Here is a 26,549-nt window from a genome sequence, read left to right on the forward strand (position 1 = left end):
TTCTTCTTGTGGCTTGCAGCTTACAACTTGCCGCTCAGCTTACGCCTGTACCACCGGGATCTTGGCGTTGGCAGCCGCTTCGCGGAACTCGGCGATCTGGTCGAAGCTCAGGTAGCGGTAGACGTCGGCAGCCATGCTGTCGATGTCTTTGGCGTACTGCATGTACTCTTCGACGGTCGGCAGCTTGCCGATGATCGAAGCCACGGCAGCCAGCTCGGCCGACGCCAGGTACACGTTGGTGGCGTCGCCCAGGCGGTTCGGGAAGTTACGGGTCGAGGTGGAGACCACGGTCGAACCGGTCTGCACACGTGCCTGGTTACCCATGCACAGCGAGCAGCCTGGCATTTCCATGCGTGCACCGGCCTTGCCGTAGATGCCGTAGTAGCCTTCTTCGGTCAGCTGGTGTGCGTCCATCTTGGTTGGCGGGGCCAGCCACAGACGGGTCGGAATACCGCCCTTGACCTTCTCCAGCAGCTTGCCGGCAGCGCGGAAGTGGCCGATGTTGGTCATGCACGAACCGATGAACACTTCGTCGATTTTCTCGCCCTGAACCGAGGACAGCAGGCGCGCGTCGTCTGGGTCGTTCGGCGCGCAGAGCACAGGCTCTTTGACGTCGGCCAGGTCGATCTCGATGATTTCGGCGTACTCGGCATCGGCGTCGGCCGACAGCAGCTCAGGCTTGGCCAGCCAGGCTTCCATGGCCTGGGCGCGGCGCTCGAGGGTACGGGCGTCGCCGTAACCTTCGCCGATCATCCAACGCAGCAGGGTGATGTTGGACTTCAGGTACTCGGCGATGGCCTTTTCTGGCAGCTTGATGGTGCAGCCGGCAGCCGAGCGCTCGGCCGAAGCATCGGACAGCTCGAAGGCTTGTTCGACAGTCAGTTCGTCCAGGCCTTCGATTTCCAGGATGCGGCCGGAGAAGGCGTTTTTCTTGCCTTTTTTCTCGACGGTCAGCAGGCCTTGCTTGATGGCGTAGTAAGGGATGGCATGGACCAGGTCACGCAGGGTGATGCCAGGCTGCAGCTTGCCCTTGAAGCGCACCAGGATCGACTCTGGCATGTCCAGCGGCATGACGCCGGTGGCCGCAGCGAACGCAACCAGGCCGGAACCGGCCGGGAACGAGATGCCGATCGGGAAGCGGGTGTGCGAGTCGCCGCCAGTACCCACGGTGTCGGGCATCAGCATGCGGTTCAGCCAGCTGTGGATGATGCCGTCGCCTGGGCGCAGCGACACGCCGCCACGGGTGCGGATGAAGTCTGGCAGGGTGTGGTGGGTGGTGACGTCGATCGGCTTCGGATAAGCCGCGGTGTGGCAGAACGACTGCATCACCAGGTCAGCGGAGAAGCCCAGGCAAGCCAGGTCTTTCAGCTCGTCACGGGTCATCGGGCCGGTGGTGTCCTGGGAGCCGACGGTGGTCATCTTCGGTTCGCAGTAGGCACCTGGGCGCACGCCCTGGCCTTCTGGCAGGCCACACGCACGGCCGACCATTTTCTGCGCCAGGGTGAAGCCCTTGCCGCTGTCGGCTGGCTGCTCCGGCTTCTTGAACAGCCCGGATGGGCCTTGGCCCAGTTCGGCACGGGCTTTTTCGGTCAGGCCACGGCCGACGATCAGCGGGATACGGCCGCCAGCGCGCACTTCATCCAGCAGCACTTCGGTTTTCAGGGCGAAGGTGGTGACCAGCTCGTCGCTGCCATGGCGGCGCACTTCACCTTTGAACGGGTAGACGTCGATCACGTCGCCCATGGCCAGGTTGGTGCAGTCGAACTCGATCGGCAGGGCGCCGGCGTCTTCCATGGTGTTGTAGAAGATCGGGGCGATCTTGGTGCCGAAGCAGAAACCACCGGCGCGCTTGTTCGGCACGTACGGGATGTCGTCGCCGAAGAACCACAGCACCGAGTTGGTGGCGGATTTACGCGAGGAACCGGTACCGACCACGTCACCGACATAGGCAACCGGGTAGCCTTGGGCCTTGACCGCTTCGATCTGGGCGAGTGGGCCTACCGAACCCGGCTGCTGCGGCTCGATGCCGTCACGGGCCATTTTCAGCATGGCCAGGGCGTGCAGCGGGATGTCAGGGCGCGACCAGGCATCGGGTGCAGGGGACAGGTCGTCGGTGTTGGTCTCGCCAGGCACCTTGAACACGCTCAGGGTGTACTTGTCGGCGATGGCCGGGCGCGAGGTGAACCACTCGCCGGCAGCCCAGGATTCCAGCACGGCCTTGGCATTGGCGTTGCCAGCCTTGGCTTTTTCGGCCACATCGTGGAAGGCATCGAACATCAGCAAGGTGTGCTTGAGCTGTTCGGCCGCGACGGCGCCCAGTTCGGCGTCATCCAGCAGCGCGACCAGCGTTTCGATGTTGTAGCCGCCCTGCATGGTGCCCAGCAGTTCGGTGGCGTGCTTGCGGTCGATCAGTGGCGATTGGGTTTCGCCCTTGGCGACGGCAGAGAGGAAAGCAGCCTTGACATAGGCAGCTTCGTCGACCCCTGGCGGTACACGGTGGGTGATCAGTTCTACGAGGAAGGCTTCTTCGCCGGCCGGCGGGTTTTTCAGCAGCTCGACCAGGCCTGCGGTTTGTTCGGCGTTCAGCGGCTGGGGCACGATGCCCAGGGCGGCGCGCTCTTCGATGTGTTTGCGGTAGGCTTCAAGCACAGTTATTTCCCTCATCAGTGGTCCCTAAAGGGGGTCCGGGACGCTCATCCAGCATTCAATGCACCCATGCGCCGCCACGGCTTTTTGAGCCGCCCGGCCAGGGTCGCAAAGAATCCTTACGGAAGCTGCTTTCAAAGTTTTACGCCTGCAGAACGGGGTGCTGATGAGGGCTGGCGCGGGCATGCGAGGGATGCATGGCCCGGGCCAACGCCGTTCTACCGGATCAACTGTGCTCGTGACGCTTTGAAAACAGCTTCCTACGGACATTGTTGCCTGTGAAAAGGCGGGATGATTCTACGGCAAAAAAAGCCCGAAGGTAAGGCGCAGAACATCACTTTAACGAGTGACCCTGGTTAGACAAAGGGCTAACATGGGCGCGTGTTCCACCGCCATGCTGTTGTTTTTCATGTCCAACAACTCCATCAAGACCCCTTGCGTCGGCCTGTGCTCCACGGTGTATGGGGACACGGTTTGCCGCGGCTGCAAGCGCTTCCACCACGAAGTGATCCACTGGAACGGCTACGATGACGCGCAAAAGCGCGCTGTGTGGCTGCGCCTTGAGCAGTTGCTGGTGCAGGTCATGATGGCCAAGCTCGAGGTGTTCGATAAAAGCCTGTTGCGCCAGCAACTGGAGCAGCGCTCCATCCGCTTCGTCGACCAGCAGTCGGAATATTGCTGGGCCTACCAGCTGATCGCCCGCGGTGCGCGGATGATCCGTGATCTGGAAGCCTACGGCATGGTACTGCTGCCGGAATTTCGCGATTGGGAACTGCCACAATTGCGCGATGCCATCGACCGCGAATTCTTCCTTTTGTCCGAAGCGCACTACCAGCGTTACATCGCCCCTGCGTTTCTCGCCAGCTCGCTGGGCTAAGCGCTGGCATCAGCGCCTTCGCCGCGTTCACGCCTTGTACGCATGGCCTGGGAGCGGGTTCCGGCTGCAAGCGGGCAACAGCACTCACTACTGTCTTCCTTTTCCGCCAGTGAAGAGGGCTCGACGGCATGTCCCACTACCAATTCCAACCTCAGAAAAGCTTCATTGCCAGGCTGTACTGGCAGCCACGCTTGAGCATGCAAGGGCAGGTCCAAGACGTGCCCATCGGTGACACAGGTAATGGCGATTCGCCCTTTACCAGTGGTGGCTGGCTGCACGCCGGTGAAGACCATTACACCGACACGGTGGCACCGGCGTATGTGATCTCACGGCGCAAGTTTCGCACGCTGTTCTGGTTCGGCTGCTACGAGACCGATGGTGAGTACGACTTCGAGATCCGCGCCGTGGGTGACGAAGACAGCCATCCGCACTGGCGGCGGCGCGGTCACCGCCTGGATGTCAGCCGCAACGGCTACCTGGCCCTGTACTCGGCCGCGCAGGCCGTTGGCCATGACGCCCTGGCCGCCGGCACCATGCTCTGGCGCCTCGATGGCCTGGCGCCAGAGCAGCTTGCCGAAGGCGATGCGGTCAGCGACGTGAGCCTGGTCAGCCTGCATGGCAAGACGGTCAGGCGGCTGGTCGAGGATGGCTTTCCCTACCTCAGCGAGGTGCAAGGTGAAGCAGGCTACCTGCATCTGCAGGTGCTGAGCATAGGGGCCGCCTGACCCTGGCGGTGTTTCAGTCGCCGTAGTATTCGCACCCGCTGGTGCAGGTCTCGTGGATGCGGACTTTGGACAGCTCCGGCAGCAGCGGCTTGACCTGATCCCAGATCCACTTGGCGATTACCTCGCTGGTGGGGTTTTCCAGGCCGGGGATGTCGTTCAGGTAATTGTGGTCGAGCTGCTCGTAGATCGGCTTGAAAATGGCCTTCACCTCGGCGAAGTCACGGATCCAGCCGGTGTGCGGGTCCAGCGGGCCGGTCAGGTGCAGGCCGACCTTGAACGAGTGGCCGTGCAGGCGGCCGCATTTGTGCCCGGCAGGCACGTGGGGCAGCCGGTGAGCCGATTCGAATGTAAATTCCTTGAAGATTTCCACGCTGTCAGAACTCTGAGTGAATCAATAATGCGCGCAGTTTAACAGCATGACCGCTACAAGGCTTGCAGGCGTTCATGCAGCCGCCCGGTGGCGATCAGTTCCAGCAATTCGTCGCCCAGCCGCTGGCTTTCGGCAATGGCCTTGTACCAATAGCGTTTGCGCCCCGCGGCATCGCCCATGAAACGCTTGAAGTCGTTGCGGTCTGGCAACTTGCCGAAGGGCAGGGCGGCCAGATAGTGCGGTGAGGGCGTCATCAGCAACACGTTCTGCAGCCGCCTGGCATCGCCCTTGCGCCAGGGCAGCGCCTTGTCGAACCAGCCGGGTATGACCTTGTCGGTGAAGTGCGGGTACAGCACCAGGTCGTCGCCGTGGTAAGGCAGGTCGAGGTGGTAATCGAGCAAGCCGCCGTCGCGGTAAGTACCGGCGCCCGCCCCGGGAATATCCTTCACTCCCTGCATGACCATCGGGATCGAGCCCGAGGCGAGCAGGGCCTGGCGCAGGTTGGCCAGGTCCAGCGGCAGGCAGCGCGAAGGGAAGTCGGTCAAGGCATCGAGCGGCGGCGCGCTACGCCCGTCATGCAGGATGATGCGCTCGAAGTGGCGCGCCAGGCGTGCCCGGCCCAATAGATTGCTGGCGACCACCGAGCCCAGGCCGAGGCCCAGGCGGGCACGCTGGTCGTGGGCGAGCTGACCATGGCTTTTCACCACCAGGATGTTCAGGCGATAGTGCGGGTTGGCCAGCAACTGGGCGTCGCGGCCCTGCAGCAGGTCATCAAGCATTGTTGCGCAACTGCGGCTGATTTCGGCCGGTGTTACCCCTTTGGCGAAGTCTTGCTCGGTATACAGTTCGCCAAGCCGGCGGATGCCGGCCACCGGGTCTTGCAGGCAGGCACTGGCGAAGCGCCAGGCGCCGATCGAGGCGCCGATCAGTGCGCGTTGGCGCGGTGCCGACGGTAGCCACTCACCGAACAGGGCCAGGTCCAGGCCTTGGATGCCGAGTGGCTTCGGCCCGCCCGCTGCGCCTGGCAGCACACCCACATCGGCCGCCTGTAGCCCGCGCTCGCGGATGTGCCGTAGGGCACGGTGGCCCGCCTTGAACGTGAGCGCAGGGTATTTGATGTGGATGGCGCTCATGACGGATCTCCTGGGTATCGAGCCGGTGATTATAAGGTTCGGTGAAGCGAATACTGCGTAGCGATGCAACGGCGCGGTGGAACATCACACGGCCCCGCAGGCTGCGCTATCATGCCGCCCGTTGCTTTCAGGTTGAATTAAGGACCGCCGGGTAATCTTAACCCCGTAGACAACTTGTACAGCTCTCAGGAGAGAAGCACGATGAAAACCTTGACTGCCCTGTTCACCGCCGCCGCCCTTGCCCTGGGCGCCAATGCCGCTTTCGCCAAGGATGTGCAGCCCGACGAAGTGGTCAAACTGGTAAACGCCAAGACAATCAAGTCGCTGGACGAACTCAAGGCCACTGCCATGGCCAAGCACCCCGGCGCCACCGTTACTGATTCCGAGCTGGAAGACGAGTACGGCCGTTACATCTACAAAGTCGAGCTGCGCGATACCCAGAACGTGGAATGGGACGTGGCACTGGACGCCAAGACCGGTGAAGTGGTGAAGGACGAGCGAGACAACTGATGCGTCGCTTACCACGGCCACCGCGCTACCTGGCGCTGGCGCTGCTGGCCGTGTGCTCGCTGGCAGCCGCCCGCGACCTCGACCAGGATGAAGCCCTGAAACTTCGGCAAAAGGGCGTCATCCTGCCACTCGAACAGTTGCTGGAAACTGCCCTGGGGCGTTACCCCGGGGCGCGTTTACTGGAAGCCGAACTGGAAGAGGACGATGATCGCTACGAATATGAGGTCGAGCTGCTGACGCCTGCTGGCGTGGTTCGCGAAATCAAGCTTGACGCCAGCACCGGCGCCCTGCTCAAAGATGAGGAAGACGACTGAATGCGCCTGTTGCTTGTCGAGGACAACGTACCGCTGGCCGATGAGCTGATTGCCGGCTTGCAACGCCAGGGCTATGCCGTGGACTGGCTGGCCGATGGCCGTGACGCCGTGTACCAGGGCCAGAGCGAGCCTTATGACCTGATCATCCTCGACCTCGGCTTGCCGGGCATGCCGGGCCTGGAGGTGCTCGCCCAGTGGCGTGCCGCTGCGTTGGCCACGCCGGTGCTGATCCTGACCGCGCGCGGCTCTTGGGCCGAGCGTATCGAAGGGTTGAAGGCAGGGGCCGATGACTACCTGAGCAAGCCGTTTCACCCCGAGGAGTTGCAGTTGCGCATACAGGCGCTGTTGCGCCGTGCCCGCGGCCTGGCCAACCAGCCCAGGCTGGAAGCGGCCGGCTTGCACCTGGATGAAGGCCGCCAATGCGTGAGCCGCGACGGTGTAGATATCCAGCTGACCGCTGCCGAGTTCCGCTTGCTGCGCTACTTCATGCTGCACCCACAGCAGATCCTGTCCAAAAGCCACTTGGCCGAACACCTGTACGACGGTGAAACCGAGCGTGACTCCAATGTATTGGAGGTGCACGTCAATCACTTGCGCCGCAAGCTGGGGCGCAGCGTGATCGAAACCCGCCGTGGGCAAGGTTACATCTACGCCGGGAGCGCCGAGTGAAGTCGATCCAGGCGCGCTTGAGCCTGGGCCTGGTCGCTGTGCTGGTGGTGGTGGGCGTGGTGCTGGCTCAACTGACCCTGTGGTTGTTCGAAGCCGGCCTGCAACGCTACCTGGAAAACGGCCTGCGCAAGGAAAGCGAGAACCTGCTGGTGGCCCTGGTGCGGGGGCCGTCTGGCCTGCAGCTGGACGAGCGGCGTATCTCGGCGGCTTACCAGCGGCCGTTTTCCGGCTACTACTTCCGCATCGACTTCGACCAGGGCACCTGGCGTTCTCGCTCGTTGTGGGACCTGGACATGCCCAAACCGCCGGCCCCAGGGCTTTCCGACAGCCATGAGCTGCGGCCGGAAGGGCAGCACCTATTGGCACTGCGTGCCGACTACCGGCGCCTGGGGCAGGATATTTCCATCAGCGTGGCCCAGGACTATTCCCCGGTACGCCAGGGATTCCGGCGCCTGCAACAGATCGGCCTGGGCATGGGCCTGGTGGCGTTGATCCTGGTGCTGGTGCTGCAGCGCATCACCGTCACCCGCTCGTTGCGGCCGCTGGAGCGGGCACGCCAGCAGATCGCCCAGCTGCAGCAGGGGCAGCGTTCGCAACTGGATGCCGAAGTCCCCAGCGAGCTGGCCCCGTTGGTGGGGCAGATCAACCATTTGCTCAGCCACACCGAAGACAGCCTGCGCCGTTCCCGCAATGCCCTGGGCAACCTTGGCCATGCGCTGAAAACACCGCTGGCGGTGCTGCTCAGCCTGGCGTCGAGCGAGCGCCTCAAGGATTTGCCGCAAGTCAGCGCGCAGATGCGTGAGCAACTGGAGCAGATCCAGCAACGCCTGGCCCGTGAGTTGAACCGGGCGCGCCTGGCCGGCGACGCCCTGCCAGGCGCGCAGTTCGATTGCGATGCCGAGTTGCCCGGCCTGCTCCAAACCCTGGGCATGATCCATGGCGAAGGTTTGCTGCTGGCCAGTGATGTGCCGCCCGGGCTGTCACTGCCATGGGACCGGGAAGACGTTCTGGAGCTGCTGGGGAACCTGCTGGACAACGCCTGCAAATGGGCTGACAGCGAAGTGCGCCTGGGGGCCGAGGCGGATGCCGAAGGGTATCGGCTGTGGGTCGATGATGATGGGCCGGGCATTCCCGAGGGGCAGCGCCAGCAGGTGCTGGGGCGCGGGTCGCGGCTGGACGAGCAGGTGGACGGGCACGGCCTGGGCTTGGGCATCGTGCGTGACATCGTGGAGGCCTGGGGAGGGCAGTTGGCGTTGCAGCAAAGCCCGTTGGGCGGGCTGCGGGTGAGCCTGAACCTGCCGCGCAAGGCCTAGTGGTCCCGAGCCGCGCCTGCGGCTGCGGCGGCCTGCTTTGCCGATAGGCACTGCAAAAAAATTGCAGTACAGGCGCATTTTTTTGAATTGGCCCAATCGCGCCGCTGCCGGCACAATGCCTTCACGAAACCGCGTGGTTTCCATCTCTCCATGGACGGAGCCCCTTGTGATATTGCCTGCGCAATACCAGGCCCAGGCAGCTGCCCTGGGCTTTCTTTTCAAACCGAAAAAAACACGACCCCGATAGTTCAAATGCCTGCCTCGCGTTCCGAAAGTCGTCTGCTGCGGCTATTGCCGCCCGCCCTGAATATCCCCCCCAAAGAATGGTTGCGTGCCGGTATTGGTGCACTGCTTGGTTTGTTCCTCGCCGGCTGGCTGACCAGCATGGCCTACGGCCCGGGCATTGCTCTGCACTTGCTCGGCCCGTTGGCCGCGTCGGCGGTGCTGGTGTTCGCGGTGCACTCTGGCCCGTTGGCCCAGCCTTGGCCGGTGCTGGGCAGTTACGCCCTGGCAGGCGCTGTTGGCCTGGCCATGCGCCAGGGGTTCGGCCCCGAGTTGTGGGTGGCCGCCGTGGCGCTGGGGATCTCGATCCTGGTCATGTGCCTGCTGCGCTGCCTGCACCCCCCGGGTGGCGGGGTGGCCGTGAGTGCGGTACTGGCCGACCCGGGCCTGACCGCCCTGGGCGACCACCTGTTGCAACCGGTGTTGCTCAATGCACTGATCCTGGTAACGGTGGCAGTGCTCTACAACCGCCTGACGGATGTGCGCTACCCCAAAGGCGCGGTAATCCGCAAGGACCTGCACCATACCCATGACCCGCTGCCTACCGAGCGCGTTGGCGTGCGCAGCGAAGACCTGGACCATGCCCTCGAAGAGCTGGGCGAGTTCGTGGACGTCACCCGTGACGAACTGGAGCGCATCATCCTGGCCACCGAGCAGCATGCCTTGCAGCGCAGCCTGGGTGGCATCACCGCGGCGTCAGTGATGTCTCGCGATGTGCAATTCGCCAGCCCCGACACGACGCTGGAGCGGGCCTGGGCCATGCTGGCCAGCCATCATCTGAAAACACTGCCGGTGCTGCAGCACGGCAAACTGGTGGGTATTGTCAGCCTCAGCGATCTGGTTGGCCCGGCCATGCAACGTGGCCGTTTCACCTGGCGCGGACTGTTCGGCCGCCCGCCCGTGCGCCTGGCCCAGGTGATGATGCAGCCAGTGGTCAGCGTCAGCAGCCAGCACCCGCTGGAGCGCCTGCTGCCGCTGCTGTGCGAACAAGGCCTGCATTGCCTGCCGGTGCTCGACGATGGGCGCCTGGTGGGGGTGATCACCCAGACCGACCTGATCGCCGGCCTCAAGCGCCAGTTGCTCAGCAAGGCCCAACAGGTTTCAGAGAACAGGGTCCCAGCGTTGTGACCAGTCGCTTGCGCCGGCGGCCACCAGCCGGCGCAGCACGCTGAACGACTGTTGCAGGGCTTCGCTGTCGCGTTTGCGCGGGTAGACCAGATAGGTTGGGTAGGTGAATTCCGGCGCGTGCGGGACTCGCTCGAAAACCCCGCTGTCGAGGTAAGCTTGAACCACCCGTGTGCGGAAGTAGCCGCTACCGCCTTGGCCGAGAATGAACTGCAGCGCCAGTGGGCCGAGGTTGAAGCTCAGCGCCGGGCGCGCGCAGTCGGGCAAGGCGGCGTCATGCTGGCGACGGAAGGCCTGGCCCCAGTCGATGTAGATATACGGCTCTGGCCGATCGACCCGGCGCACGCGGATCAGCTTTTCTTCCATCAACTGCTCGACCTGCAAACCCGGGCCATAGGTTGGCTGGTAGACCAGCGCAGCGTCCAGCAGGCCCATCTCGACCTTGCGCAGCAGCGCCTCGCCGTCGCTGACCTCGCTGCGGATTGCGTGGCTGGGCAGTTCGCGATGCAGGGCGCTTACCCAATCGAGCATCATCGGGTTGCCCAGGCTCACTTCACCGCCTACATGCAGCACCTGCTGGCAGCCCTCGGGCAGCGGCAGGTCACGGCGCGCCGCCTCCCAGGTCTGCACCAGCTGGTTGGCATAACTGACGAAAGCTTCGCCATCGCAGGTCAAGCTGGCGCCACTGCGGCTGCGCACGAACAACTGGCAACCCAGCTGCTGTTCAAGGCGCTGCACCCGGGCGGTGATTGCCGTTTGCGAAACGAACAGGCGCTCGGCGGCAGCGACCAGGCTGCCGCAACGCACGATCTCCAGAAAGGTACGGGCCTGTTCGATATCCATGGGCTGCTCGGTGGCTTGAGGGGGGCCTATTCTAGGGGTTTTGCACCGAAATAGGGCGCATTGGCGCGTTATGCAAATTTGCAGGTCGGTTGTGACTTTAGTCGCCTGGCGAGGCGGGCGGTGCAGGCCATACTTCAGGTTCGCCCTTCAATAACAACAAAATCGGGTTCCTTTCGATATGAGCTACCAGCACAGCTACGCCCAGTCCATCTCCGACCCTGCCGCTTTCTGGGCGGAACAGGCCGCTCAACTAGCCTGGTATCAAAAACCTGCCCAGGTCTTGCAAGAGAACGCCGATGGCACCCACCGCTGGTTCGCCGATGGCCGGCTCAATAGCTGCTACCTGGCCCTCGATCACCAGATCGAGCAGGGCCGCGGCGAGCAGTTGGCGCTGATCTACGATTCGCCGGTGACTGGCGTGCAGCAAACCTACACCTACCTGCAGTTATGCGACGAGGTGGCGCGCCTGGCCGGCTTGCTGCGTGAACTGGGCGTTAACAAAGGCGACGGCGTGATCATCTACATGCCCATGGTGCCGCAGGCGGCCATGGCCATGCTGGCCTGTGCGCGGATTGGTGCGGTGCACTCGGTGGTGTTCGGTGGCTTCGCCGCCAACGAGCTGGCCCTGCGCATCGATGACGCGCGGCCGGCGCTGCTGCTGACGGCTTCCTGCGGGCTGGAGTTCGACAAGGTCATCCGCTACAAGCCACTGGTCGACCGTGCGCTGCAACTGGCCAGGCATCAGCCGCGCTCGGTACTGGTGCTGCAGCGGCCGCAGGTGAAGGCCGATCTGCTGCCAGGGCGCGACCTGGATTGGCAGGTGGCGGTGCAAACTGCCAAGCCGGTTGAGCCGGTAGCGCTGGATGCCGGTGACCCGCTGTACATCATGTACACCTCGGGCACCACGGGCAAACCCAAGGGCATCGTCCGCGAAAACGGCGGCAACGCGGTGGCACTGTGTTACGCCATGCGCCATATCTATGGCATGCAAGCCGGTGATGTGTGGTGGGGCATTTCCGATGTGGGCTGGGTGGTGGGGCACTCGCTGATCGTCTACGGGCCGTTGATGAGCGGCTGCACCACGATATTCTACGAGGGCAAGCCGATTCGCACGCCAGACGCCGCTGCCTACTGGCGGGTGGTCGAGCAGTATCGGGTCAATGCGCTGTTCTGTGCGCCCACGGCCATGCGTGCCATTCGCAAGGAGGACCCGCAGGGCGAACGGGTGCGCACCCATGACCTCAGTTCGCTGCGCCATGTGTTCCTGGCGGGTGAAAAGCTCGACTCGAGCACCCATCAATGGCTGGAGCAGGTGAGTGGCAAGCCTGTGCACGACCATTGGTGGCAGACCGAGACCGGCTGGCCAGTCACTGCGCCCTGTGTGGGGCTGGAGGGCAGCGCGGCACGGCCGGGTTCGAGCAACCGCGCCGTGCCCGGCTATCACGTGCGTGTGCTGGACGACGAAGGGCGCCTGCTGGGCCCCCACCAGCAGGGCTCGATCGTGATCGCCCTGCCATTGCCGCCCGGTTGCAGCCAGACGCTGTGGGGCGACCACGCACGTTACCTGCAGGCCTATCTGCACAGCTACCCTGGCTACTACCACACGGGCGATGGCGGCTACCTGGACGATGATGGCTTCGTTTACATCATGGGGCGCACCGACGATGTGATCAACGTGTCCGGGCATCGGCTTTCCACGGGGGAAATGGAAGACCTGGTGGCGCGCCACCCTGCGGTGGCCGAGTGCGCGGTGATTGGCGTGCATGACGAAATAAAGGGGCAGGTGCCGTTGGCGCTGGTGGTGCTCAAGGACGGCGAGGGCATTGCCGAGGCGCAGTTGCTGGTCGACCTGGTGGCCAGCGTACGCGAGGAAATAGGCCCGTTGGCGTGCTTCAACCGAGTGCGACTGGTGAAGCGCCTGCCCAAGACCCGGTCCGGGAAGATCCTGCGGGCGGTGTTGCGCAAGATTGCCGATGGGCAGGACTACGTCCCGCCTTCGACCTTGGACGACCCGGCGGTGTTGGGGGAAATCGAAGTGCTGCTGGCTGATCTGCCCAGGGCGGTGTAGCCCTGCGGCCCGACCACCTGCAGCTGCCCCAGGCGGCTGCGGGTGCGCATCAGGTCGGCAAGCGGCCCACCCAGGCTTTCTTCCAGTGGTCGTTTGCCGATCACCGTCACCTGCCTGTCCTGGTCGTACAGCACATCCACCAGGTTGACGAAACGTTGTTGCGCCGCCAGTGAGCAGTCCGCCAGGTCATCCAGCCCATCGATGACCCATTCGTCGTACTGCTCGGCCAGCACCAGGTAGTCGATCACCGCCGTGGCCTTTTCGCACAGGTCGTCAAAGCTAAGCACCACGCGCCGGCCATCCACTGCCAGGGCGCGCAGTGGGCGCTTGTTCACGTTCAGCTGCACTGGCCGTGGCGCGGGCACCTGCAACGCCTGGCGCTGCGCGGCAGTGCCGGGCCATACATAATGCCCCTGGGTGAATCGCTGCTGCTCGCGGTTGGCCGGCAGGCTGCGAAAGTCGGTATCGCCACCGACTTCGAGGACCTCCATCGAGCTGTTGATCAGGCGGATCACCGGCAGGAAACGCTCGTGGTACAGGGGGTTGGGCAGCAGCCCCTCAGGCGCGTAGTTGGACGTCACCAGCAAAAACACCCCGCGGCTGAACAAGGCATTGAACAGCCGGGTGAGCAGCATGGCATCGCCAATGTCATGTACATGGAATTCATCGAAACACAGCACCCGGCAATCGCCTATCAGCTCGTCCAAGGTCGCACCCAGTGCGTCGTCCAGCGCCCGGTGGCGATGCATGCCTTGGTGCAGGCGGGCAAAAAAATCATGGAAGTGCAGGCGCTTCTTGGCTTCGACCGGTACGGCCTGATAGAAGCCGTCGAGCAGCCAGCTTTTGCCCCGGCCGACCGAGCCGTACAGGTACAGGCTACGCGCTTGGCCTTGCTCCAGTTGTGCCAGTTGCCTGGCCATGCAGTGGATCACCCGGCGCTGGCCATCGCTGAGCTGATAACCGCGGCTGTGCGCCTTGTCTTCGAACCAGGCGAGCAGTTCGCTCTGATGCGCGGCAGCGCCGCGCAGGCGTTGGCCAAGTTGGCGCAGCGGGGTAGGGATCCAGGCAGGCAAAAGCACAGCTCCTTGGGCATTGACGGGGCAGTGTGCAGCTTGCCCGAGGGCGGCGATTTTGACCAATAGAGAAATTGCGCGGCAATTATCACTTCTCGCGATAGGTGTCGCCGCCACGGCTGCCGCTGGGCTATGCCTTGCGTTCCAGCTGGCGCTCGATCATGTACTTCACCGCCAGCCGGCGCTCTTTCAGGTGGCGCAGGTCCTCGTCGACGAAATTGCCTGCCGAGATGGCCTCGGCTGCCAGTACCTGGTTGTCGATATCGACGTACTCATCCAGCAAGCGATCCAGTGCCTTGTCGGCCTGGCGACGTTGTTGAACGATCTCGCGTGGGTAGTGCAGGTCCTGGTAAAGGTCGTGAGAGACAGGCATGGGTTCCTCCTTGGTCAATGCAGATGGGTTATCTGATTTGAAGGGAGGAACGCGAATGTGTTGAAGCGAAGCGAGAAGAAAACGACGGATGGTAGGCGGCGGCGGCAGAAATGACTAAGCCGCTGTTTTTTGACAATTTTTTTTTCATCAGGGGGTTCACAGACCGAAACTTTGTTGTTAAAGTGCCGCGCATTCCAAGACAACACGCAGTTGTCACTCACTTGGAATTGTCAGAGCAGCTCACGCTGCATCCGATACAGGGGCGTCGCCAAGCGGTAAGGCAGCAGGTTTTGATCCTGCCATGCGTTGGTTCGAATCCAGCCGCCCCTGCCATTTCCCAGTTCCAAATGTAACTTGCCCGGTGCTTATTCTGATGAGCGTCGGGTTTTGTCGTTTCTGCGCGTGCGAACTGCTACACCCACTGTGGCCGCAGCGTTGCGTTGGCCCAGGGCCGCAAAGCGGCCCAGCCATTGGTCAGCCCTGGCGCACTGCCAGGCCGCCCAACATCTCGTTGAGCACCCGCGCCAGTTCATCGGCTTGCACCGGTTTCTGCATCACCAGGCTGCCCGGCAATTCCAACCCTTGCAACTCCGCATAGCCAGTAAGAAACACCACCGGCAGGTGCGGGCGCCGCTCGCGGGCTGCCAAGGCCAGTTGCCCACCGTTGAATTCCGGCATGGCGAAATCGGTCAGCAGCAAGTCGATCTCGTCATCCAGCAACGCCAGTGCCTGTTCGCCGCTGTGCGCCTGGCGCACCTGGTAGCCGTACTGGCGCAGTACATCGCCGAGCATGTCACGTACCAGGTGGTCATCGTCCACCAGCAGTACGGTCCGGTTACGGCCGCTATCGTTGATCGAAAGGCTGAGCACGGCTGCTGCCGGTTCACTGACCGCGCGGTCTTTCACTGCTGGCAGGTATACCGCCACCTCGGTACCACGCCCTGGCTTGGTGTCGATGCGCACACCACCACCGGACTGTTTGGCGAAACCAAAGACCTGGGCCAGCCCAAGCCCGGAACCCTTGCCGATATCCTTGGTGGTGAAGAACGGCTCGAACACCTTGGCCACCACCTCTTCGCTCATGCCGCACCCGGTGTCGCGAATGCTCAGCATCACGTATTCGCCCCGCTCAGGGTCTTCCGGGCGCTGTGGGGGGGTGTCGATGCAGGTGTTGTGGGTCGCCAGGATCAACTGGCCGCCATCGGGCATGGCATCGCGGGCATTGATGGCCAGGTTGAGAATGATCATTTCAGTCTGGGTCGGGTCGGTCAGCGCCTGCCACAGGCTTGGGTCCAGGTCCAGGCGCACCGAGATATTGCCGCCCAAGGTGCGGCGTAACAGTTCCTCGAGGCCCGCCAGGGTGCGGTTGAGGTTCAGCGGTACCGGTTCCAGGCGCTGGCGACGGGAGAAGGCGAGCAATTGCGAGGTCAACTTGGCACCGCGCTCACCCGCTTCGCGAACGTGCTTGAGGCGCGACCGGGCTTTGTCCAGGTCGCCCCGGGTCAGGTCGCGCTCAAGGAAACTGGCACCGGTGAGGATCACGGTCAGCAGGTTGTTGAAGTCGTGCGCCACGCCGGCAGTCAGCTGGCCGACCGCTTCCAGGCGCTGCATCTGCTGCAAGGCGGCCTCGATGCGCTCGCGCTCATCGATCTGCTCGCGCAGGCGCGCATTGGCTTCGGCCAGGCCCAGCGCGGTTTCGCGCTCGCTGGTGATGTCGCGGGCGACCACGTAAAGCAGGGTGTCTTCGGGCACCACGACCCACGACAGCCAGCGTTGCTGGCCACTGGCGTGAAGGATGCGGCCAACGAAACGCACGCTGGTACGGCCGTGCGCGAGCGCGGCCAGTTCGGTCAACAGCAGTTCCTGATCGCTGTCGGGCAACAGGTGCAACAGCGACGACTGGCTCAGGCGCTCGCGGGAAAAGCCCAGGCTGGCTTCCCAGGCGGGGTTCAGCGCCACCGGGGTGAGGTCCTTGTTCAGCACTGCCAGCAGATCCTGTGACAGCTCCCAGGCGCGGTCGCGTTCACGGGTACGGCGTTCCACCCGCTCGCCCAGCATTTCGTTGAGCTGGCGCAGTGCCTGGGTGGCCAGGCGCTGGGTGTTGATGTCTTGCAGCACGCCGGAAAAGCGCACGCACTGGCCGTTGACGAACTGGCTCTGGCCACTGCTAAGCAACCACCGCGGCTCCTGGCCGCTGGGTTGGGCAGTGCGAAATTCCACCCGGTACTGGCCACCGCTTTCGGGCAGCATGGCGTATTCGACAGCATTGCGCACCAGCGCAAGGTCGTCTGGGTAGATGCCGTCGTAGAACACCTGCATGGTCATTTCCATGCTGGCGGGCAGGCCGAACAGGGTCTTGCAGCGCTCGTCCCATACCAACGAGCCATCTTGCGGGCGCAGGTCCCAGGTGCCCATGCCCGCGGCGTCGATGGCGATGCGCGCCCGCGCCTCGACATCGACCAGCGCCTCTTCGGCGCGGCGCCGGCGCTGGCGCTCCTGCACTTCGGTCAATGCCCGGCGTACCGCCTTGGGCAGTAGCGGCAGGTTCTTCTTCAGCACATAGTCGGTAGCGCCCAGGCGGATCATTTCCACGGCGTGCTCTTCGCCGTAGATCCCGGAGAGAAAAATGAACGGGGTATCTGCGGCCAGGCGCTGGGCAATGGCCAGCACCTCGGTGCCGGACGAGCCCGGCAGCACGCAGTCGCAAAGGATCAGGTCGTAGTGGTCCTGCTCCAGGGCATGCTCGACGCCCGTATGGTCGAATACCAGATGCGATTGCACATGCAGCCCGCTGCGCTCCAGGCGCATCAAGGTCAGCTCGGCGTCCATCGAGCTGTCTTCGACCATCAGTAGTTTCAACGGCGTTTGCGGCATCGTTGCGGCGGCCTCAATTGCTACCGCGACGGTTCAGCCGCAGCGAGCCAGGTGGTGGTTCATTCAGTACGGCCCAGAAGATTCCCAGGTCGGAAATGGCGGCGACGAATTCCTTGAATTCCACGGGTTTGACCACATACGCGTTCACCCCTAGCTCGTAGGCGCGCAGCAGGTCGGGCTCTTCGCGGGACGAGGTCAGCATGACCGTGGGGATGCTACGTAGCTCGGCAGTGGCGCGCACTTCCTTGAGCACCTCCAGGCCGTCGACTTTGGGTAGCTTCAGGTCCAGCAGCATTACAGCAGGGTTGCCGTCATCACGATCGGCATAGGCGTTGCGGCGCAACAGGTAGTCCAGCGCCTCGGCACCGTCGCGCAGGACGATGACCTCGTTGGCCAACTGGCTACGCTCCAGAGCCAAAAGCGTCAGCTCCAGGTCTCGTGGATTGTCTTCGACCAGCAGGATGGGTTTGAGCATGATTGTTCAAGTGCCTCGGGTAGTCGCGGGTTGGCGCGGTAGAGAAAAGTGGAAACTGGCGCCATGGTCGATCTGGCCCTCGGCCCAGACACGGCCATCATGGCGCTCGATGATACGGCGCACGCTTGCCAGGCCAATCCCTGTGCCTTCGAACTCTTCCATACGGTGCAGGCGCTGGAATACCCCGAAAAGCTTGTTGGCGTAGGCCATGTCGAAGCCCACGCCGTTATCGCGGATACAGATTTCGGTTTCATCCGGGTGTTGCTCGGCGCTGATCGAAATGCGCGCGGGCTCACGACCGCGGGTGTACTTGATGGCATTGGCGATCAGGTTGTGCAATGCCAGGTTGATGAATGCCGGGTCCCCGATCACCTTCGGCAGTGGCGCAATGTCCCAGATGATCTCGCGGCCTTGGTAATCGGGTGCCAGTTCGCTGCGGATAGCCACGACCAGGGCGTTCAGGTCGACATCGGACATGCGCAGGGCAGAGCGGCCCATTTGCGAGAAGTTGAGCAGGTTGTCCACCAGGCTGCCGGCGAAATTGGCGGCTTCACCGATGTGTTGCAGGAAGCGCTGGCCACGCTCGCTCAACCCTGCGCCCTCGATTTCGCCGAGCAGCTCGGTATAGCCGGCAATGTGCCGCAGCGGCGCGCGCAGGTCGTGGGAAACGCTGTACGAAAACGCCTCGAGTTCCTTGTTGGAACGGCGCAGTTCACCGGCCAACTGTGCCAACTCCTCGGCCTTGCGCAGCACAATGCCAAGCACTGCGGTGCGCAGCTCCTGCACGCCCTCGACCACCAGTGGCTCCCAAGGTGCGCAGTAGCCATGCAGTCGCTCCTGCCAGCGCTCGAAACTGTGCCGCGGGTCGAGGTTGCCCTGCGGCCCCACCTGCTTGGTCGGCTGGCCTGCCCAATTCACCGTGCGTACCTGTTCGGGGCGGAACCACAGCAGGTAGTGCGAATGGATCTGCGAAATCGCGACGGCCAGAACGCCACCGGCATGGTCTGCCAGCTCGGGCAACTCGTCGATATCGCGGCGCACGTTGTCGGTGCAAAATACATGTTCGTCGCCACGCTGGCTCAGCCAGTGCACCAGCGCCGTGACCTGGGCGGTGGGTGGCGTCTGGCCGAACAGGTCGCAGCGTTCTGCCGAGATCACCGCGGCGCCCTGGGCGTCGGCAAAGGCCAACAGGACTTCGGGCACCTCGCGCAGGCCATCGCTGACGCTGTCATGGTCGGCCATGGACGAAATCATGCGGACAATGTGCTGGCGCAGCTCCAGTACCTTGCTGGTGCTGGCATGTGACTCGCGGGATTCGACCTGCAACGACAGCACGCTGGCCAGTAGCTCGCAGGCGGTGCGCGTACGCAAATCTACAGGCCTGGGTTGCTGATGGTGGCAAGAGATCAGCCCCCACAACTCGCCATCGGCCATGATCGACAGGGACATCGACGCCAGGGTACCCATGTTGCGCATGTATTGCAGGTGCACCGGTGAAACGCTGCGCAGTGTCGCAAAGCTCATGTCCAGCGCCTTGCCGGTACGCGGGTTGGCTGCCGGCAGCAGCGGCGAAGGCTGATAGTTGGCGTCCTCGATCACGCGGATACGGTTGACCCGGTACAGTTCGCGCGCCTGGCGCGGGATGTCCGAGGCCGGAAAGCACAACCCCAGGTAGCTGGGGTAGCCCGGGTCGGCGACCTCTGCCAGAACCTGGCCATTGCCTTCTGCATCGAAGCGGTAAGCCTTGACCCGGCCAAAACCGGTGATGCGCTTGAGTTGAGCCACCGTTTGCTGCAGCAGCTCTTCAAGGCTGCCGGCCAGGTGCAGGGTGCTGACGAAGTTGCGCACCAGCGGGTAGTAATCGCCTTGCCCGGTGAGGTCGGACGGCAGCCGCGGTGGTTCGAATTCGGCGATCAGCACCTGATCGTGACGGTGGGCCAGCAGGTGCAAGGCGGCGGTGTGCGGTGCCCCTTCGCACAGGTGCACATCACCAATGTGAAAGGGGAATACTTCGTCTTCGGGTAACCGCGAAAGGTGCATGCGCAAGTCGAACCCGCCACTGACCAGCTCGGCGAAATGGCAACCGATAAGCTCCCTGGCCGGCTTGCCCAGCCACTGTTCGAGGTTTTCACTGGCCTGGAGTACCCGCAAGTCGGCTTCGTCGACGACCAGCAGGAAACCGTGGGGCTGGACGCTGCCGGGCACCTGGATCGGTTCCTGAGCGCAACGCTCCACGGCTTGGGCGAGCGTGCTATCTGCAGTCATCAATTGAAAGCTCCTGTCTTGTCGGTCCATGCTTGCCGCACGAGTTTGAGGCAGGATGATGGAGGTACACCTTATCAGAATATCGGCCCATTCGCCGGCTTCTGGCCATTTGAGGTCTGTGAATCACGATGGGTTCTGCCCCTTGCAGGTTTTTTTTCATCGAACGCTATCGCTTTGTTGCTAATACCAAAAAACGGTCGGTTGCAGCTTTTGGCGCCGTGCCTCGCTGCTAGGCTCAACTGAGCATAGAGCGATAAGGACAACAAGGTGAAGGAGCGCTTACTGGCCGGGTTGTTTGGCCTGTTACTGAGCAACGCTGGCGCAGCGGCAGACTTCCTGGTGGAGGTGCGGGTGCTGGTGCAGCGCGGCTGCATGCTGGTCACCCAGGCCCGCGACGCGGGCGCGCAGGCTGCTGGGCGAATCGACCTGGGTGCTGCGCCGCGGCTGGATGGCCCGTCGGCACCGCTGGCCGGGGTGTTGCTGAGCCAGCGCCCGCCGCGCCTTGAATGCAACCCCGACACGCCTTATCAAGTACAGGTCGACGGCGGCCAGCACGGCGGCACTGGCGATGTGCGTTTCCTGGCCAGCGACGACGCCCCGGGCCGGCCTATTCCTTATCGGCTCTATCGCGACGCGGCCTGGCGCGAGCCACTGCCAGTGAACGTTGCGCAGGCGGCCCGGGTGCCCGATAGCGGCTCGGCCGAATTGCCGCTGTATGCGCGAATCGACACGCTGGCCTGGGTGCCGAAAGCCGGCCTGTACGCCGACCTGTTGAAAGTCACGGTCACTTGGTGAGGATGCTGCCATGCACAAGGACGCGCAGCCATGAACCGCACCTCGATCCTGCTGTTGACCCTGGGGCCTTTACTGGTGCCAGGCGGTGCAGCGCATGGCAGCGCCACTGGCTTCATTCAGGCGCGGCTGGTGATCAGCGCCGCCTGCCAGATCAGCAGTAACGAAGCGCAACCGGCGACCCTGGCCAACCCGGGCTTGCTGGACTTCGGCGAGCGGGGCCCGAACTGGGACCAGCCGCTGCGTAGCCGGGTGGATGAAGCGGGCGGCGAGGGCAGCCTGCAAATCAGTTGCACCCCCGAAGTGCGTGCATTCAACGTGCGCATCAATGGTGGCATGCATGGTGACGACGGCATTCGTCGCCTCAGCAACGGCAGCCACCTGATTCCCTATCAGCTGGCAGTGGACCCGGGCGGTAACAGCCGTTACGGCATCGGCCAGGCACGGGCCTTCGTCATCAGCAGCACGCAACAGATACCGATCCCCATCTACGGCGTGGTGGTGGCGCAACCGCGTGCGCTGCCAGCCGGGCTGTACCGCGACACCCTCCGGGTGACCCTGGACTGGTAACCACGCAAGGAGACTCCGATGCGAACGAACCTTTCATGCTGCATCCTCGCCGGCCTGGGTTTGGCCCTGGCCACGCAGGCCCAGGCCGCCACGGTGACCGGGACCATCAACTCGACGCTGACCTTGACGGCGGCCTGCCAGGTGAATGGTAGTTCAGGCACCTCGGGGTTGAACTTCGGCTCGCTGGATTTCGGCACCCAGGATGCCTTGTTCACCACGGCCAACGCACAGGTGCTGGGTAGCGGTGGCGCGCTGAGCATTCTGTGCTCGGCGGGCACGGTGCCGGCGATTCGCGTGCGTGCAGGGTCGCATGATGGTCAATCGACCGGCGGCACCCGTGCACTGGCTGATGGCGCGGGGAATTTCGTGCCCTACGACTTCTATACCGACTCCGGGCGCACCACCGTGTTGGCCATCGATGGCACCATCACCCTGCCAACCAGTACCGGTGTGGCGCAAACCGTCAACCTGTACGGCCAGGCGCGTGGCAAGGCCGGGTTGCCGGCTGGGGTGTACACCGACACGGTCGCCGTCGAGTTGTCGTTCTGAGCCATGCGCCATTGGCTGACGGTGGGCCTGGCTGGCCTTGGTGCGCTACTGGCGGCGCCACTGGATGCGGCCACTACCAGCACCTTCACGGTCGCGGCGCAGGTCGCTGCCGGTTGCCTGGTGGTGGGCGGTGTCAGCCAGTATGGGGTGCTGAACTATGGCACCCAGTCGGCGTTGTCCACCAGCGTGCTCAGTACCTCGCTGGGCGGCACCACGGTGACCTTCCAGTGCACCCCGGGTGTGGCAGTGAGCATGAGCCTGGGCGGTGGCCAGAACAGTACCAGCGGCACGCGCTATCTGAAGAACACCAGCGGCAGCCAGGTCCTGGCCTACCAGTTGTACCGGGATGCCGCCTACAGCCAGCCGTTGGGTGTAGGGCAGAGCGCCACCGTGAGCTACAGCGACGCCACGGCGATCAAGCTGCCGGTGTATGGGCGGGTTCAGCTGACCGGCAAGCTGCCGGCAGGGACTTATACCGACGTTGTGCAAGTGATGGTGACCTGGTGAACGCCAGCGGCGCCAATGACCAGTGCTAAGGAGAGCTTGATGGCAGTAGGCGCGAAGTGGGCGCGAGGGCTGATCGGGTTGTGGTGGCTGGCAAGCCTGCCGGCTGGTGCAGCCACCTCGGTGTTGATCTGGCCGATCGACCCGGTGCTGGAGGCCGATCAGAAGGCCGGCGCACTGTGGCTGGAGAACCGCGGTACCGAGGCTGCCAACTTGCAGGTGCGGGTGTTTGCCTGGCACCAAGGGCGTTACCAGGAGCAGTTCCAGGCCCAGCGCGAGATCATCGGCAGCCCCCCAGTGGCCAATATTCCCCCTGGACAGAAGCAATTGATCCGCCTGACCCGCACCGGCCCTTCACCTGCCGGCCAGGAAAAGGCCTATCGCATCATCATCGACGAAATTCCGCCGGCCATCCCGCTCGACAAGGCCGGCCCCGGCACCACGGCCGCCATTCGGCTGCAGATGCGCTATTCCGTACCGCTGTTCGTCTACGGCGAAGGGCTGTGGGGCAAGGCGGACCCCGAGGGCGGGCGCACCGCCGCCAGCGTGGGCAAGCCCCAGTTGAGCTGGCGGCCTGTCACGGTGCAGGGCAAGCCTTATGTGGAACTGCGCAATACCGGCCCGGTGCATGCACGGCTGACCGACGTGGTGCTGCAGCAGGGCGGCCAGCGCAAGGCGCTGGCCGAAGGTTTGCTGGGCTATGTGTTGCCGGGTGCGAGTATGCGTTGGCCGGCACCCGTGGCGCTCAATACAGGCAGTGTGCTGCAAGGCCGGGTCAACGGCCAGGCCACGGCCGGCACCCTACCCCAGGGGCAGTGAACCAGCACCAGAATGCAGCGCAGGGGCCAAGGAGGACCCGGCAATGGTTGGATACCGTGTGTGAAATGGCTAGCGCTGAGTTTGCGCCGCGGGTGCCTGCAGTTGGCTGTGCTTGGCCCAGCGCTGGCGCTGGCCGACGACCTGCCGCCGCCGCCCACGGAGCTGTCCGCCATCGCCGACGCCACGCTGTTCCTCGACCTGATGGTGAACCGCATGCCCAAGGCTGAGCTGGTGCCGGTGCAGCAGCGGGCCGGCCAGTTGTACCTGGACAGCGCCGTGTTGCGCGCGGCAGGTGTGACACTGCCCGGCGACCCGCAGGGCGAGGTCGCCCTCGACGCGGTGAGCGGGCTGCACGCCGATTACGACAGCCGGAACCTGCGGCTGTTGCTGCAAGTGCCGCCGGCCTGGTTGCCCGAGCAACAGGTCGGCGATCGTAACCTGTACCCGCCCAGCGATGCGCGGAGCAGCTTCGGCGCGTTGTTCAACTACGACCTGTACCTGAACGACACCGATGACGGCGGCACCTACCTGGCGGCCTGGAACGAACTGCGCGTGTTCGACGGCTGGGGCACCTTCGCCAGCACCGGGCAATGGCGCCAATCGTTCAATGGCGCGCAGGCCGACGCGGCAAGGCGGGGCTTTCTGCGCTACGACACCACCTGGCGCTTCACCGACGAGCAGCGCCTGTTGACCTACGAGGCCGGCGATTTCGTTACCGGGGCACTGCCCTGGACCCGTTCGGTACGGGTGGGCGGCGTGCAACTGTCGCGCGACTTCGCCGCGCGGCCGGACCTGGTCACTTACCCCTTGCCGGCCTTTGCCGGCGAAGCCGCGGTACCGACCTCGCTCGACCTGTTCATCAACGGCTACAAGGCCAGTTCCAACGAATTGCAGCCAGGCCCCTACACGCTGACCAACGTGCCGTTCATCAACGGTGCCGGCGAAGCGGTGGTGGTCACCACCGACGCCCTGGGCCGGCAGGTTTCCACCACCTTGCCGTTCTACGTCACCAGCAGCCTGTTGCAAAAAGGCCTGTCAGACTATTCGATAGCGGCCGGGAGCCTGAGGCGTGACTACGGTGTGCGGGACTTTGCCTACGGCGCGGGGGCGGCCAGCGCCAGCCTGCGCCATGGGGTAAGCGACACGTTCACCGTGGAAACCCACCTTGAAACCGCTGCCTCGCTGATGCTGGGTGGCCTGGGTGGCAACCTGCGGCTGGGCAACTTCGGTGTGCTCAATGCCGCGCTCGCGCAGAGCCGTTTCGACGGCGATCAGGGGCAGCAGGTCGCGCTGGGTTACCAATACAACAGCCAGCGCTTCGGTTTCAGCTACCAGCGCCTGCAACGGCGTGCCGACTATGCCGACCTGAGCCGGGTCGACACCCCGGACATACAGGCAAGCACACGCAGCGAGCAGGTCAGCCTCAGCCTCAACCTTGACAGGTACGGCAATGTCGGTGCCGGCTACTTTGACGTGCGCGCTGCAGACGGCACGCGTACCCGGCTGATCAACCTGAGCTACAGCAGGCCGTTGTCAGGCAGCAGCAGTGTGTACCTGTCGGCCAACCGCGAAATCGCTGGCGGGCAGTGGGCCGTGCAGGCGCAACTGGTGATTCCGTTCGACACCCATGGCACGCTGGCGCTAGGCCTGGAACGCAGCAACACCGGTGAAACCCTGCAGCGGGTCAATTACGGGCGCGCCGTGCCGGTAGGCAGCGGCGTGGGCTATAACCTCGGCTATGCCCAGGGTAGCGACCGCGATGCCTATCGCCAGGCCGATGTGACCTGGCGCTTGCAGTCGGTACAGCTACAGGCCGGCGTATATGGCAGCAGCGGCGCAACGACCCGCTGGGCCGATGCCAGTGGTTCGCTGGTATGGATGGATGGGCTGTTCGCCGCCAACCGGATCGACGACGCTTTCGTCGTGGTCAGTACCGACGGCTATGCCGATGTACCGGTGCGCTATGAAAACCAGGAGGTCGGCCGTACCGACGCCGGCGGCCACCTGCTGGTGCCGTACAGCAGTGGTTACTACCGCGGCAAGTACGAGATCGACCCCATGGACCTGCCGCCCGATGTGCTGGCGCCGAATGTGGAGCAGCGTGTGGCCGTGCGCCGCGGCAGTGGCTACCTGCTGGAGTTCCCGCTGAAACGGGTACTGGCGGCGAGCATCGAGCTGGTTGATGCCAGCCAGCAGCCGCTGAAGCTGGCCAGCCGGGTGACCCACGAGCAATCGGGCAGCCAGGCTGTGGTCGGTTGGGACGGGCTGGTGTACCTGGAGAACCTGTCGCCACGCAACCGCCTGCAGGTCGCGCTGGAGGGGGGCGGGCGCTGCCAGGTCGAGTTCGACTTCCCCGAAGCGCAAGGTTCGATCCCATTGCTTGGGCCGTTGGTGTGCCGATGACGGCCTGGCAGCGGGGCCTGCTGGCAAGCTTGCTGTGGTTGCCGATGGGGGCCGCCTGGGGGTTGTGCTCATCGGTGGCGACCCTGCCGGCCGCGTTCGGCAGCCTCAATTCCACGCAGGTGCGCACCACGGCACAGAACGCCTCGACCCTGAACTCGGGGTTGCAGTGCACAGGGTCGCTGCTGAGCGTGCTGAGCAACAGCGACCATTTCTATCTCACTATCACGTCGCCCAGCAGCGGCCTGGTAGGCCCGACGGGGGATGTGATTCCTTACACGGTGTACGGCGACAACACCACCAATTACCCGATTGCCCGCGGCGTGGCCTATGACTTCGCCCGTACCGGCATTCTCGACCTGTTGGGTTTGCTCGGCGGCACCACCCCCAAATCGGTGCCGCTGTACATGCGCACCCAGGTGGGCAGCAATGTTGCCGCTGGCCTGTACCAGGAAACCCTGACCATTGCCTGGAGCTGGGACTACTGTTCGGGCATTGGCTTGCTCGGCGCCTGCCTTGGGCGCGACATCGGTTCAGGCAGCAAGACCCTGACCGTGAGCCTGACAGTGACCAACGATTGCCAGATCACCACGCCCAACATCAACTTCGGCAGTGCCCCGGTGGTGGCAGGGTTCGCCACGGTCAGCCAGAGCCTGAGTGTGTCCTGCACCAAGGGCAGCAACTACACGGTTGGCCTGGACGACGGGCAGAACGTGGCCAATGGCAGGCGGCGCATGAAATCTACCCTCAGCAATTACCTGGCATACGACATTTTCAAGGGTGCCGGTACGGTGCGGTGGGGCGCGGTTGGTGCGGCACGCCGCGCGAGCACTGATGCGGATGTGAACCCCGGTGCCGGTACCGGCACCGGCAGCCAAGTGTTCAACTACAACGCCAAGGTCTACACCGACCAGGCCACGCCGCCCGTGGCCAGCTATACCGACAGTGTGATCCTGGATGTGCAGTTTTGAAGGCGTGCG

Annotated in this window: 23 protein-coding genes, 1 tRNA gene and 1 pseudogene; 16 read left to right on the forward strand and 9 right to left on the reverse strand. The window is 63.9% G+C overall.

Going from position 1 to position 26,549, the window contains the following annotated elements; genetic code table 11:
• Window positions 1-39: 39 nt before the first annotated feature.
• A complete protein-coding gene (acnB, locus tag L1P09_RS09775) occupies window positions 40-2,649 on the reverse strand; it encodes a bifunctional aconitate hydratase 2/2-methylisocitrate dehydratase (RefSeq protein ID WP_047149740.1) in 2,610 nt (869 codons plus the stop codon).
• 406 nt (window positions 2,650-3,055) lie between these two features.
• Between acnB and L1P09_RS09780 the strand changes: the two genes are divergently transcribed.
• Window positions 3,056-3,523, forward strand: coding sequence for a DUF1289 domain-containing protein (locus L1P09_RS09780; protein WP_161892253.1), 468 nt, complete (start codon window positions 3,056-3,058; stop codon window positions 3,521-3,523).
• A 128-nt stretch (window positions 3,524-3,651) separates the two neighbouring features.
• The gene (locus L1P09_RS09785) at window positions 3,652-4,248 is read left to right on the forward strand and encodes a hypothetical protein (RefSeq protein WP_235768760.1); all 597 of its coding nucleotides are present in this window, start codon (window positions 3,652-3,654) and stop codon (window positions 4,246-4,248) included.
• A 13-nt stretch (window positions 4,249-4,261) separates the two neighbouring features.
• Here L1P09_RS09785 and queD read toward each other — a convergent pair whose 3' ends face one another.
• Together queD and L1P09_RS09795 are read right to left on the reverse strand one after the other, a co-directional pair.
• The gene (queD, locus tag L1P09_RS09790; RefSeq protein WP_009685940.1) at window positions 4,262-4,618 is read right to left on the reverse strand and encodes a 6-carboxytetrahydropterin synthase QueD; all 357 of its coding nucleotides are present in this window, start codon (window positions 4,616-4,618) and stop codon (window positions 4,262-4,264) included.
• Window positions 4,619-4,671: 53 nt separating this feature from the next.
• Window positions 4,672-5,751: a patatin-like phospholipase domain-containing protein gene (locus L1P09_RS09795; RefSeq protein ID WP_054904148.1), complete on the reverse strand. Its 1,080-nt coding sequence runs from the start codon at window positions 5,749-5,751 to the stop codon at window positions 4,672-4,674.
• 201 nt (window positions 5,752-5,952) lie between these two features.
• Between L1P09_RS09795 and L1P09_RS09800 the strand changes: the two genes are divergently transcribed.
• The 5 genes from L1P09_RS09800 (at window position 5,953) to L1P09_RS09820 (ending at window position 9,967) form a co-directional block, all read left to right on the forward strand.
• Window positions 5,953-6,261: a PepSY domain-containing protein gene (locus L1P09_RS09800; protein ID WP_029886952.1), complete on the forward strand. Its 309-nt coding sequence runs from the start codon at window positions 5,953-5,955 to the stop codon at window positions 6,259-6,261.
• Window positions 6,261-6,575 carry a PepSY domain-containing protein gene (locus L1P09_RS09805; protein ID WP_054904147.1) on the forward strand — a complete coding sequence of 105 codons (315 nt, stop codon included), beginning with the start codon at window positions 6,261-6,263 and terminating at the stop codon, window positions 6,573-6,575. Before L1P09_RS09800 ends, L1P09_RS09805 begins: the two co-directional genes overlap by 1 nt.
• Window positions 6,576-7,244 (forward strand): response regulator transcription factor, encoded by a 669-nt coding sequence (locus tag L1P09_RS09810; protein ID WP_009685936.1) that lies wholly within the window; start codon window positions 6,576-6,578, stop codon window positions 7,242-7,244.
• Window positions 7,241-8,557, forward strand: a complete 1,317-nt coding sequence (locus L1P09_RS09815; protein WP_054904145.1) for an ATP-binding protein — start codon at window positions 7,241-7,243, stop codon at window positions 8,555-8,557. The genes L1P09_RS09810 and L1P09_RS09815 overlap by 4 nt, the downstream gene beginning before the upstream one ends.
• A gap of 252 nt (window positions 8,558-8,809) precedes the next feature.
• On the forward strand, window positions 8,810-9,967 hold the full coding sequence (locus tag L1P09_RS09820; RefSeq protein ID WP_154211287.1) for an HPP family protein: 1,158 nt from the start codon (window positions 8,810-8,812) through the stop codon (window positions 9,965-9,967).
• On the opposite strand, the gene L1P09_RS09825 is transcribed toward L1P09_RS09820, so the two are convergent.
• Window positions 9,941-10,807 carry a LysR family transcriptional regulator gene (locus tag L1P09_RS09825; protein WP_235768761.1) on the reverse strand — a complete coding sequence of 289 codons (867 nt, stop codon included), beginning with the start codon at window positions 10,805-10,807 and terminating at the stop codon, window positions 9,941-9,943. The genes L1P09_RS09820 and L1P09_RS09825 overlap by 27 nt on opposite strands.
• Window positions 10,808-10,985: 178 nt before the next feature.
• Here L1P09_RS09825 and L1P09_RS09830 point away from each other — a divergent pair, with 178 nt between their 5' ends.
• Window positions 10,986-12,875 carry a propionyl-CoA synthetase gene (locus tag L1P09_RS09830; protein ID WP_054904142.1) on the forward strand — a complete coding sequence of 630 codons (1,890 nt, stop codon included), beginning with the start codon at window positions 10,986-10,988 and terminating at the stop codon, window positions 12,873-12,875.
• 5 nt (window positions 12,876-12,880) lie between these two features.
• Here the strand turns inward: L1P09_RS09830 and zapE are convergent.
• Both zapE and L1P09_RS09840 read right to left on the reverse strand, forming a co-directional pair.
• Window positions 12,881-13,948, reverse strand: a pseudogene (gene zapE, locus L1P09_RS09835) (cell division protein ZapE); the annotation flags it as partial.
• Between the two features lie 130 nt (window positions 13,949-14,078).
• Complete coding sequence (locus L1P09_RS09840; RefSeq protein WP_009685928.1) at window positions 14,079-14,321, reverse strand: DUF465 domain-containing protein; 243 nt, start codon at window positions 14,319-14,321, stop codon at window positions 14,079-14,081.
• A 258-nt stretch (window positions 14,322-14,579) separates the two neighbouring features.
• Between L1P09_RS09840 and L1P09_RS09845 the strand changes: the two genes are divergently transcribed.
• Window positions 14,580-14,654, forward strand: a tRNA-Gln gene (locus L1P09_RS09845).
• A gap of 141 nt (window positions 14,655-14,795) precedes the next feature.
• Here L1P09_RS09845 and L1P09_RS09850 read toward each other — a convergent pair.
• Genes L1P09_RS09850 through L1P09_RS09860 form a run of 3 tightly spaced genes read right to left on the reverse strand, consistent with a single transcriptional unit; the run spans window position 14,796 to window position 19,935 of the window.
• A complete protein-coding gene (locus L1P09_RS09850; RefSeq protein ID WP_054904141.1) occupies window positions 14,796-17,195 on the reverse strand; it encodes a response regulator in 2,400 nt (799 codons plus the stop codon).
• Window positions 17,196-17,208: 13 nt separating this feature from the next.
• A complete protein-coding gene (locus L1P09_RS09855) occupies window positions 17,209-17,670 on the reverse strand; it encodes a response regulator (protein WP_009685925.1) in 462 nt (153 codons plus the stop codon).
• A gap of 6 nt (window positions 17,671-17,676) precedes the next feature.
• On the reverse strand, window positions 17,677-19,935 hold the full coding sequence (locus L1P09_RS09860) for an ATP-binding protein (RefSeq protein WP_054904140.1): 2,259 nt from the start codon (window positions 19,933-19,935) through the stop codon (window positions 17,677-17,679).
• A 267-nt stretch (window positions 19,936-20,202) separates the two neighbouring features.
• Here L1P09_RS09860 and L1P09_RS09865 point away from each other — a divergent pair, with 267 nt between their 5' ends.
• From L1P09_RS09865 to L1P09_RS09895, 7 genes are all read left to right on the forward strand, one after another.
• On the forward strand, window positions 20,203-20,730 hold the full coding sequence (locus L1P09_RS09865) for a Csu type fimbrial protein (RefSeq protein ID WP_054904139.1): 528 nt from the start codon (window positions 20,203-20,205) through the stop codon (window positions 20,728-20,730).
• Window positions 20,731-20,760: 30 nt separating this feature from the next.
• Window positions 20,761-21,297 (forward strand): Csu type fimbrial protein, encoded by a 537-nt coding sequence (locus L1P09_RS09870; RefSeq protein WP_192439905.1) that lies wholly within the window; start codon window positions 20,761-20,763, stop codon window positions 21,295-21,297.
• Between the two features lie 18 nt (window positions 21,298-21,315).
• Complete coding sequence (locus tag L1P09_RS09875) at window positions 21,316-21,846, forward strand: Csu type fimbrial protein (protein WP_009685920.1); 531 nt, start codon at window positions 21,316-21,318, stop codon at window positions 21,844-21,846.
• A gap of 3 nt (window positions 21,847-21,849) precedes the next feature.
• Entirely contained in the window at window positions 21,850-22,353 is a 504-nt protein-coding gene (locus L1P09_RS09880) for a Csu type fimbrial protein (protein ID WP_054904137.1), read from the forward strand.
• Between the two features lie 39 nt (window positions 22,354-22,392).
• Complete coding sequence (locus L1P09_RS09885; RefSeq protein WP_054904136.1) at window positions 22,393-23,169, forward strand: fimbrial biogenesis chaperone; 777 nt, start codon at window positions 22,393-22,395, stop codon at window positions 23,167-23,169.
• Between the two features lie 108 nt (window positions 23,170-23,277).
• Window positions 23,278-25,572 (forward strand): fimbria/pilus outer membrane usher protein, encoded by a 2,295-nt coding sequence (locus L1P09_RS09890; RefSeq protein ID WP_390898626.1) that lies wholly within the window; start codon window positions 23,278-23,280, stop codon window positions 25,570-25,572.
• Window positions 25,569-26,540 (forward strand): Csu type fimbrial protein, encoded by a 972-nt coding sequence (locus tag L1P09_RS09895; protein WP_192439906.1) that lies wholly within the window; start codon window positions 25,569-25,571, stop codon window positions 26,538-26,540. The genes L1P09_RS09890 and L1P09_RS09895 overlap by 4 nt, the downstream gene beginning before the upstream one ends.
• Window positions 26,541-26,549 lie beyond the last annotated feature (9 nt).

Origin of the sequence: Pseudomonas juntendi, from assembly GCF_021560075.1 — a bacterium.
In the GTDB taxonomy this organism is placed as follows: Bacteria; Pseudomonadota; Gammaproteobacteria; order Pseudomonadales; family Pseudomonadaceae; genus Aquipseudomonas; species Aquipseudomonas juntendi.

What these genes read in the sequence shown, in the direction of transcription:
- L1P09_RS09780 (WP_161892253.1), top strand. Translation starts at nt 3,056, where the DNA reads ATGTCCAACAACTCCATCAAGACCCCTTGCGTCGGCCTGTGCTCCACG.
- L1P09_RS09785 (WP_235768760.1), top strand. Translation starts at nt 3,652, where the DNA reads ATGTCCCACTACCAATTCCAACCTCAGAAAAGCTTCATTGCCAGGCTG.
- L1P09_RS09795 (WP_054904148.1), bottom strand. Translation starts at nt 5,751, where the DNA reads ATGAGCGCCATCCACATCAAATACCCTGCGCTCACGTTCAAGGCGGGC.
- L1P09_RS09800 (WP_029886952.1), top strand. Translation starts at nt 5,953, where the DNA reads ATGAAAACCTTGACTGCCCTGTTCACCGCCGCCGCCCTTGCCCTGGGC.
- L1P09_RS09805 (WP_054904147.1), top strand. Translation starts at nt 6,261, where the DNA reads ATGCGTCGCTTACCACGGCCACCGCGCTACCTGGCGCTGGCGCTGCTG.
- L1P09_RS09810 (WP_009685936.1), top strand. Translation starts at nt 6,576, where the DNA reads ATGCGCCTGTTGCTTGTCGAGGACAACGTACCGCTGGCCGATGAGCTG.
- L1P09_RS09820 (WP_154211287.1), top strand. Translation starts at nt 8,810, where the DNA reads ATGCCTGCCTCGCGTTCCGAAAGTCGTCTGCTGCGGCTATTGCCGCCC.
- L1P09_RS09825 (WP_235768761.1), bottom strand. Translation starts at nt 10,807, where the DNA reads ATGGATATCGAACAGGCCCGTACCTTTCTGGAGATCGTGCGTTGCGGC.
- L1P09_RS09830 (WP_054904142.1), top strand. Translation starts at nt 10,986, where the DNA reads ATGAGCTACCAGCACAGCTACGCCCAGTCCATCTCCGACCCTGCCGCT.
- L1P09_RS09840 (WP_009685928.1), bottom strand. Translation starts at nt 14,321, where the DNA reads ATGCCTGTCTCTCACGACCTTTACCAGGACCTGCACTACCCACGCGAG.
- L1P09_RS09850 (WP_054904141.1), bottom strand. Translation starts at nt 17,195, where the DNA reads ATGCCGCAAACGCCGTTGAAACTACTGATGGTCGAAGACAGCTCGATG.
- L1P09_RS09855 (WP_009685925.1), bottom strand. Translation starts at nt 17,670, where the DNA reads ATGCTCAAACCCATCCTGCTGGTCGAAGACAATCCACGAGACCTGGAG.
- L1P09_RS09860 (WP_054904140.1), bottom strand. Translation starts at nt 19,935, where the DNA reads ATGACTGCAGATAGCACGCTCGCCCAAGCCGTGGAGCGTTGCGCTCAG.
- L1P09_RS09870 (WP_192439905.1), top strand. Translation starts at nt 20,761, where the DNA reads ATGAACCGCACCTCGATCCTGCTGTTGACCCTGGGGCCTTTACTGGTG.
- L1P09_RS09875 (WP_009685920.1), top strand. Translation starts at nt 21,316, where the DNA reads ATGCGAACGAACCTTTCATGCTGCATCCTCGCCGGCCTGGGTTTGGCC.
- L1P09_RS09880 (WP_054904137.1), top strand. Translation starts at nt 21,850, where the DNA reads ATGCGCCATTGGCTGACGGTGGGCCTGGCTGGCCTTGGTGCGCTACTG.
- L1P09_RS09885 (WP_054904136.1), top strand. Translation starts at nt 22,393, where the DNA reads ATGGCAGTAGGCGCGAAGTGGGCGCGAGGGCTGATCGGGTTGTGGTGG.
- L1P09_RS09895 (WP_192439906.1), top strand. Translation starts at nt 25,569, where the DNA reads ATGACGGCCTGGCAGCGGGGCCTGCTGGCAAGCTTGCTGTGGTTGCCG.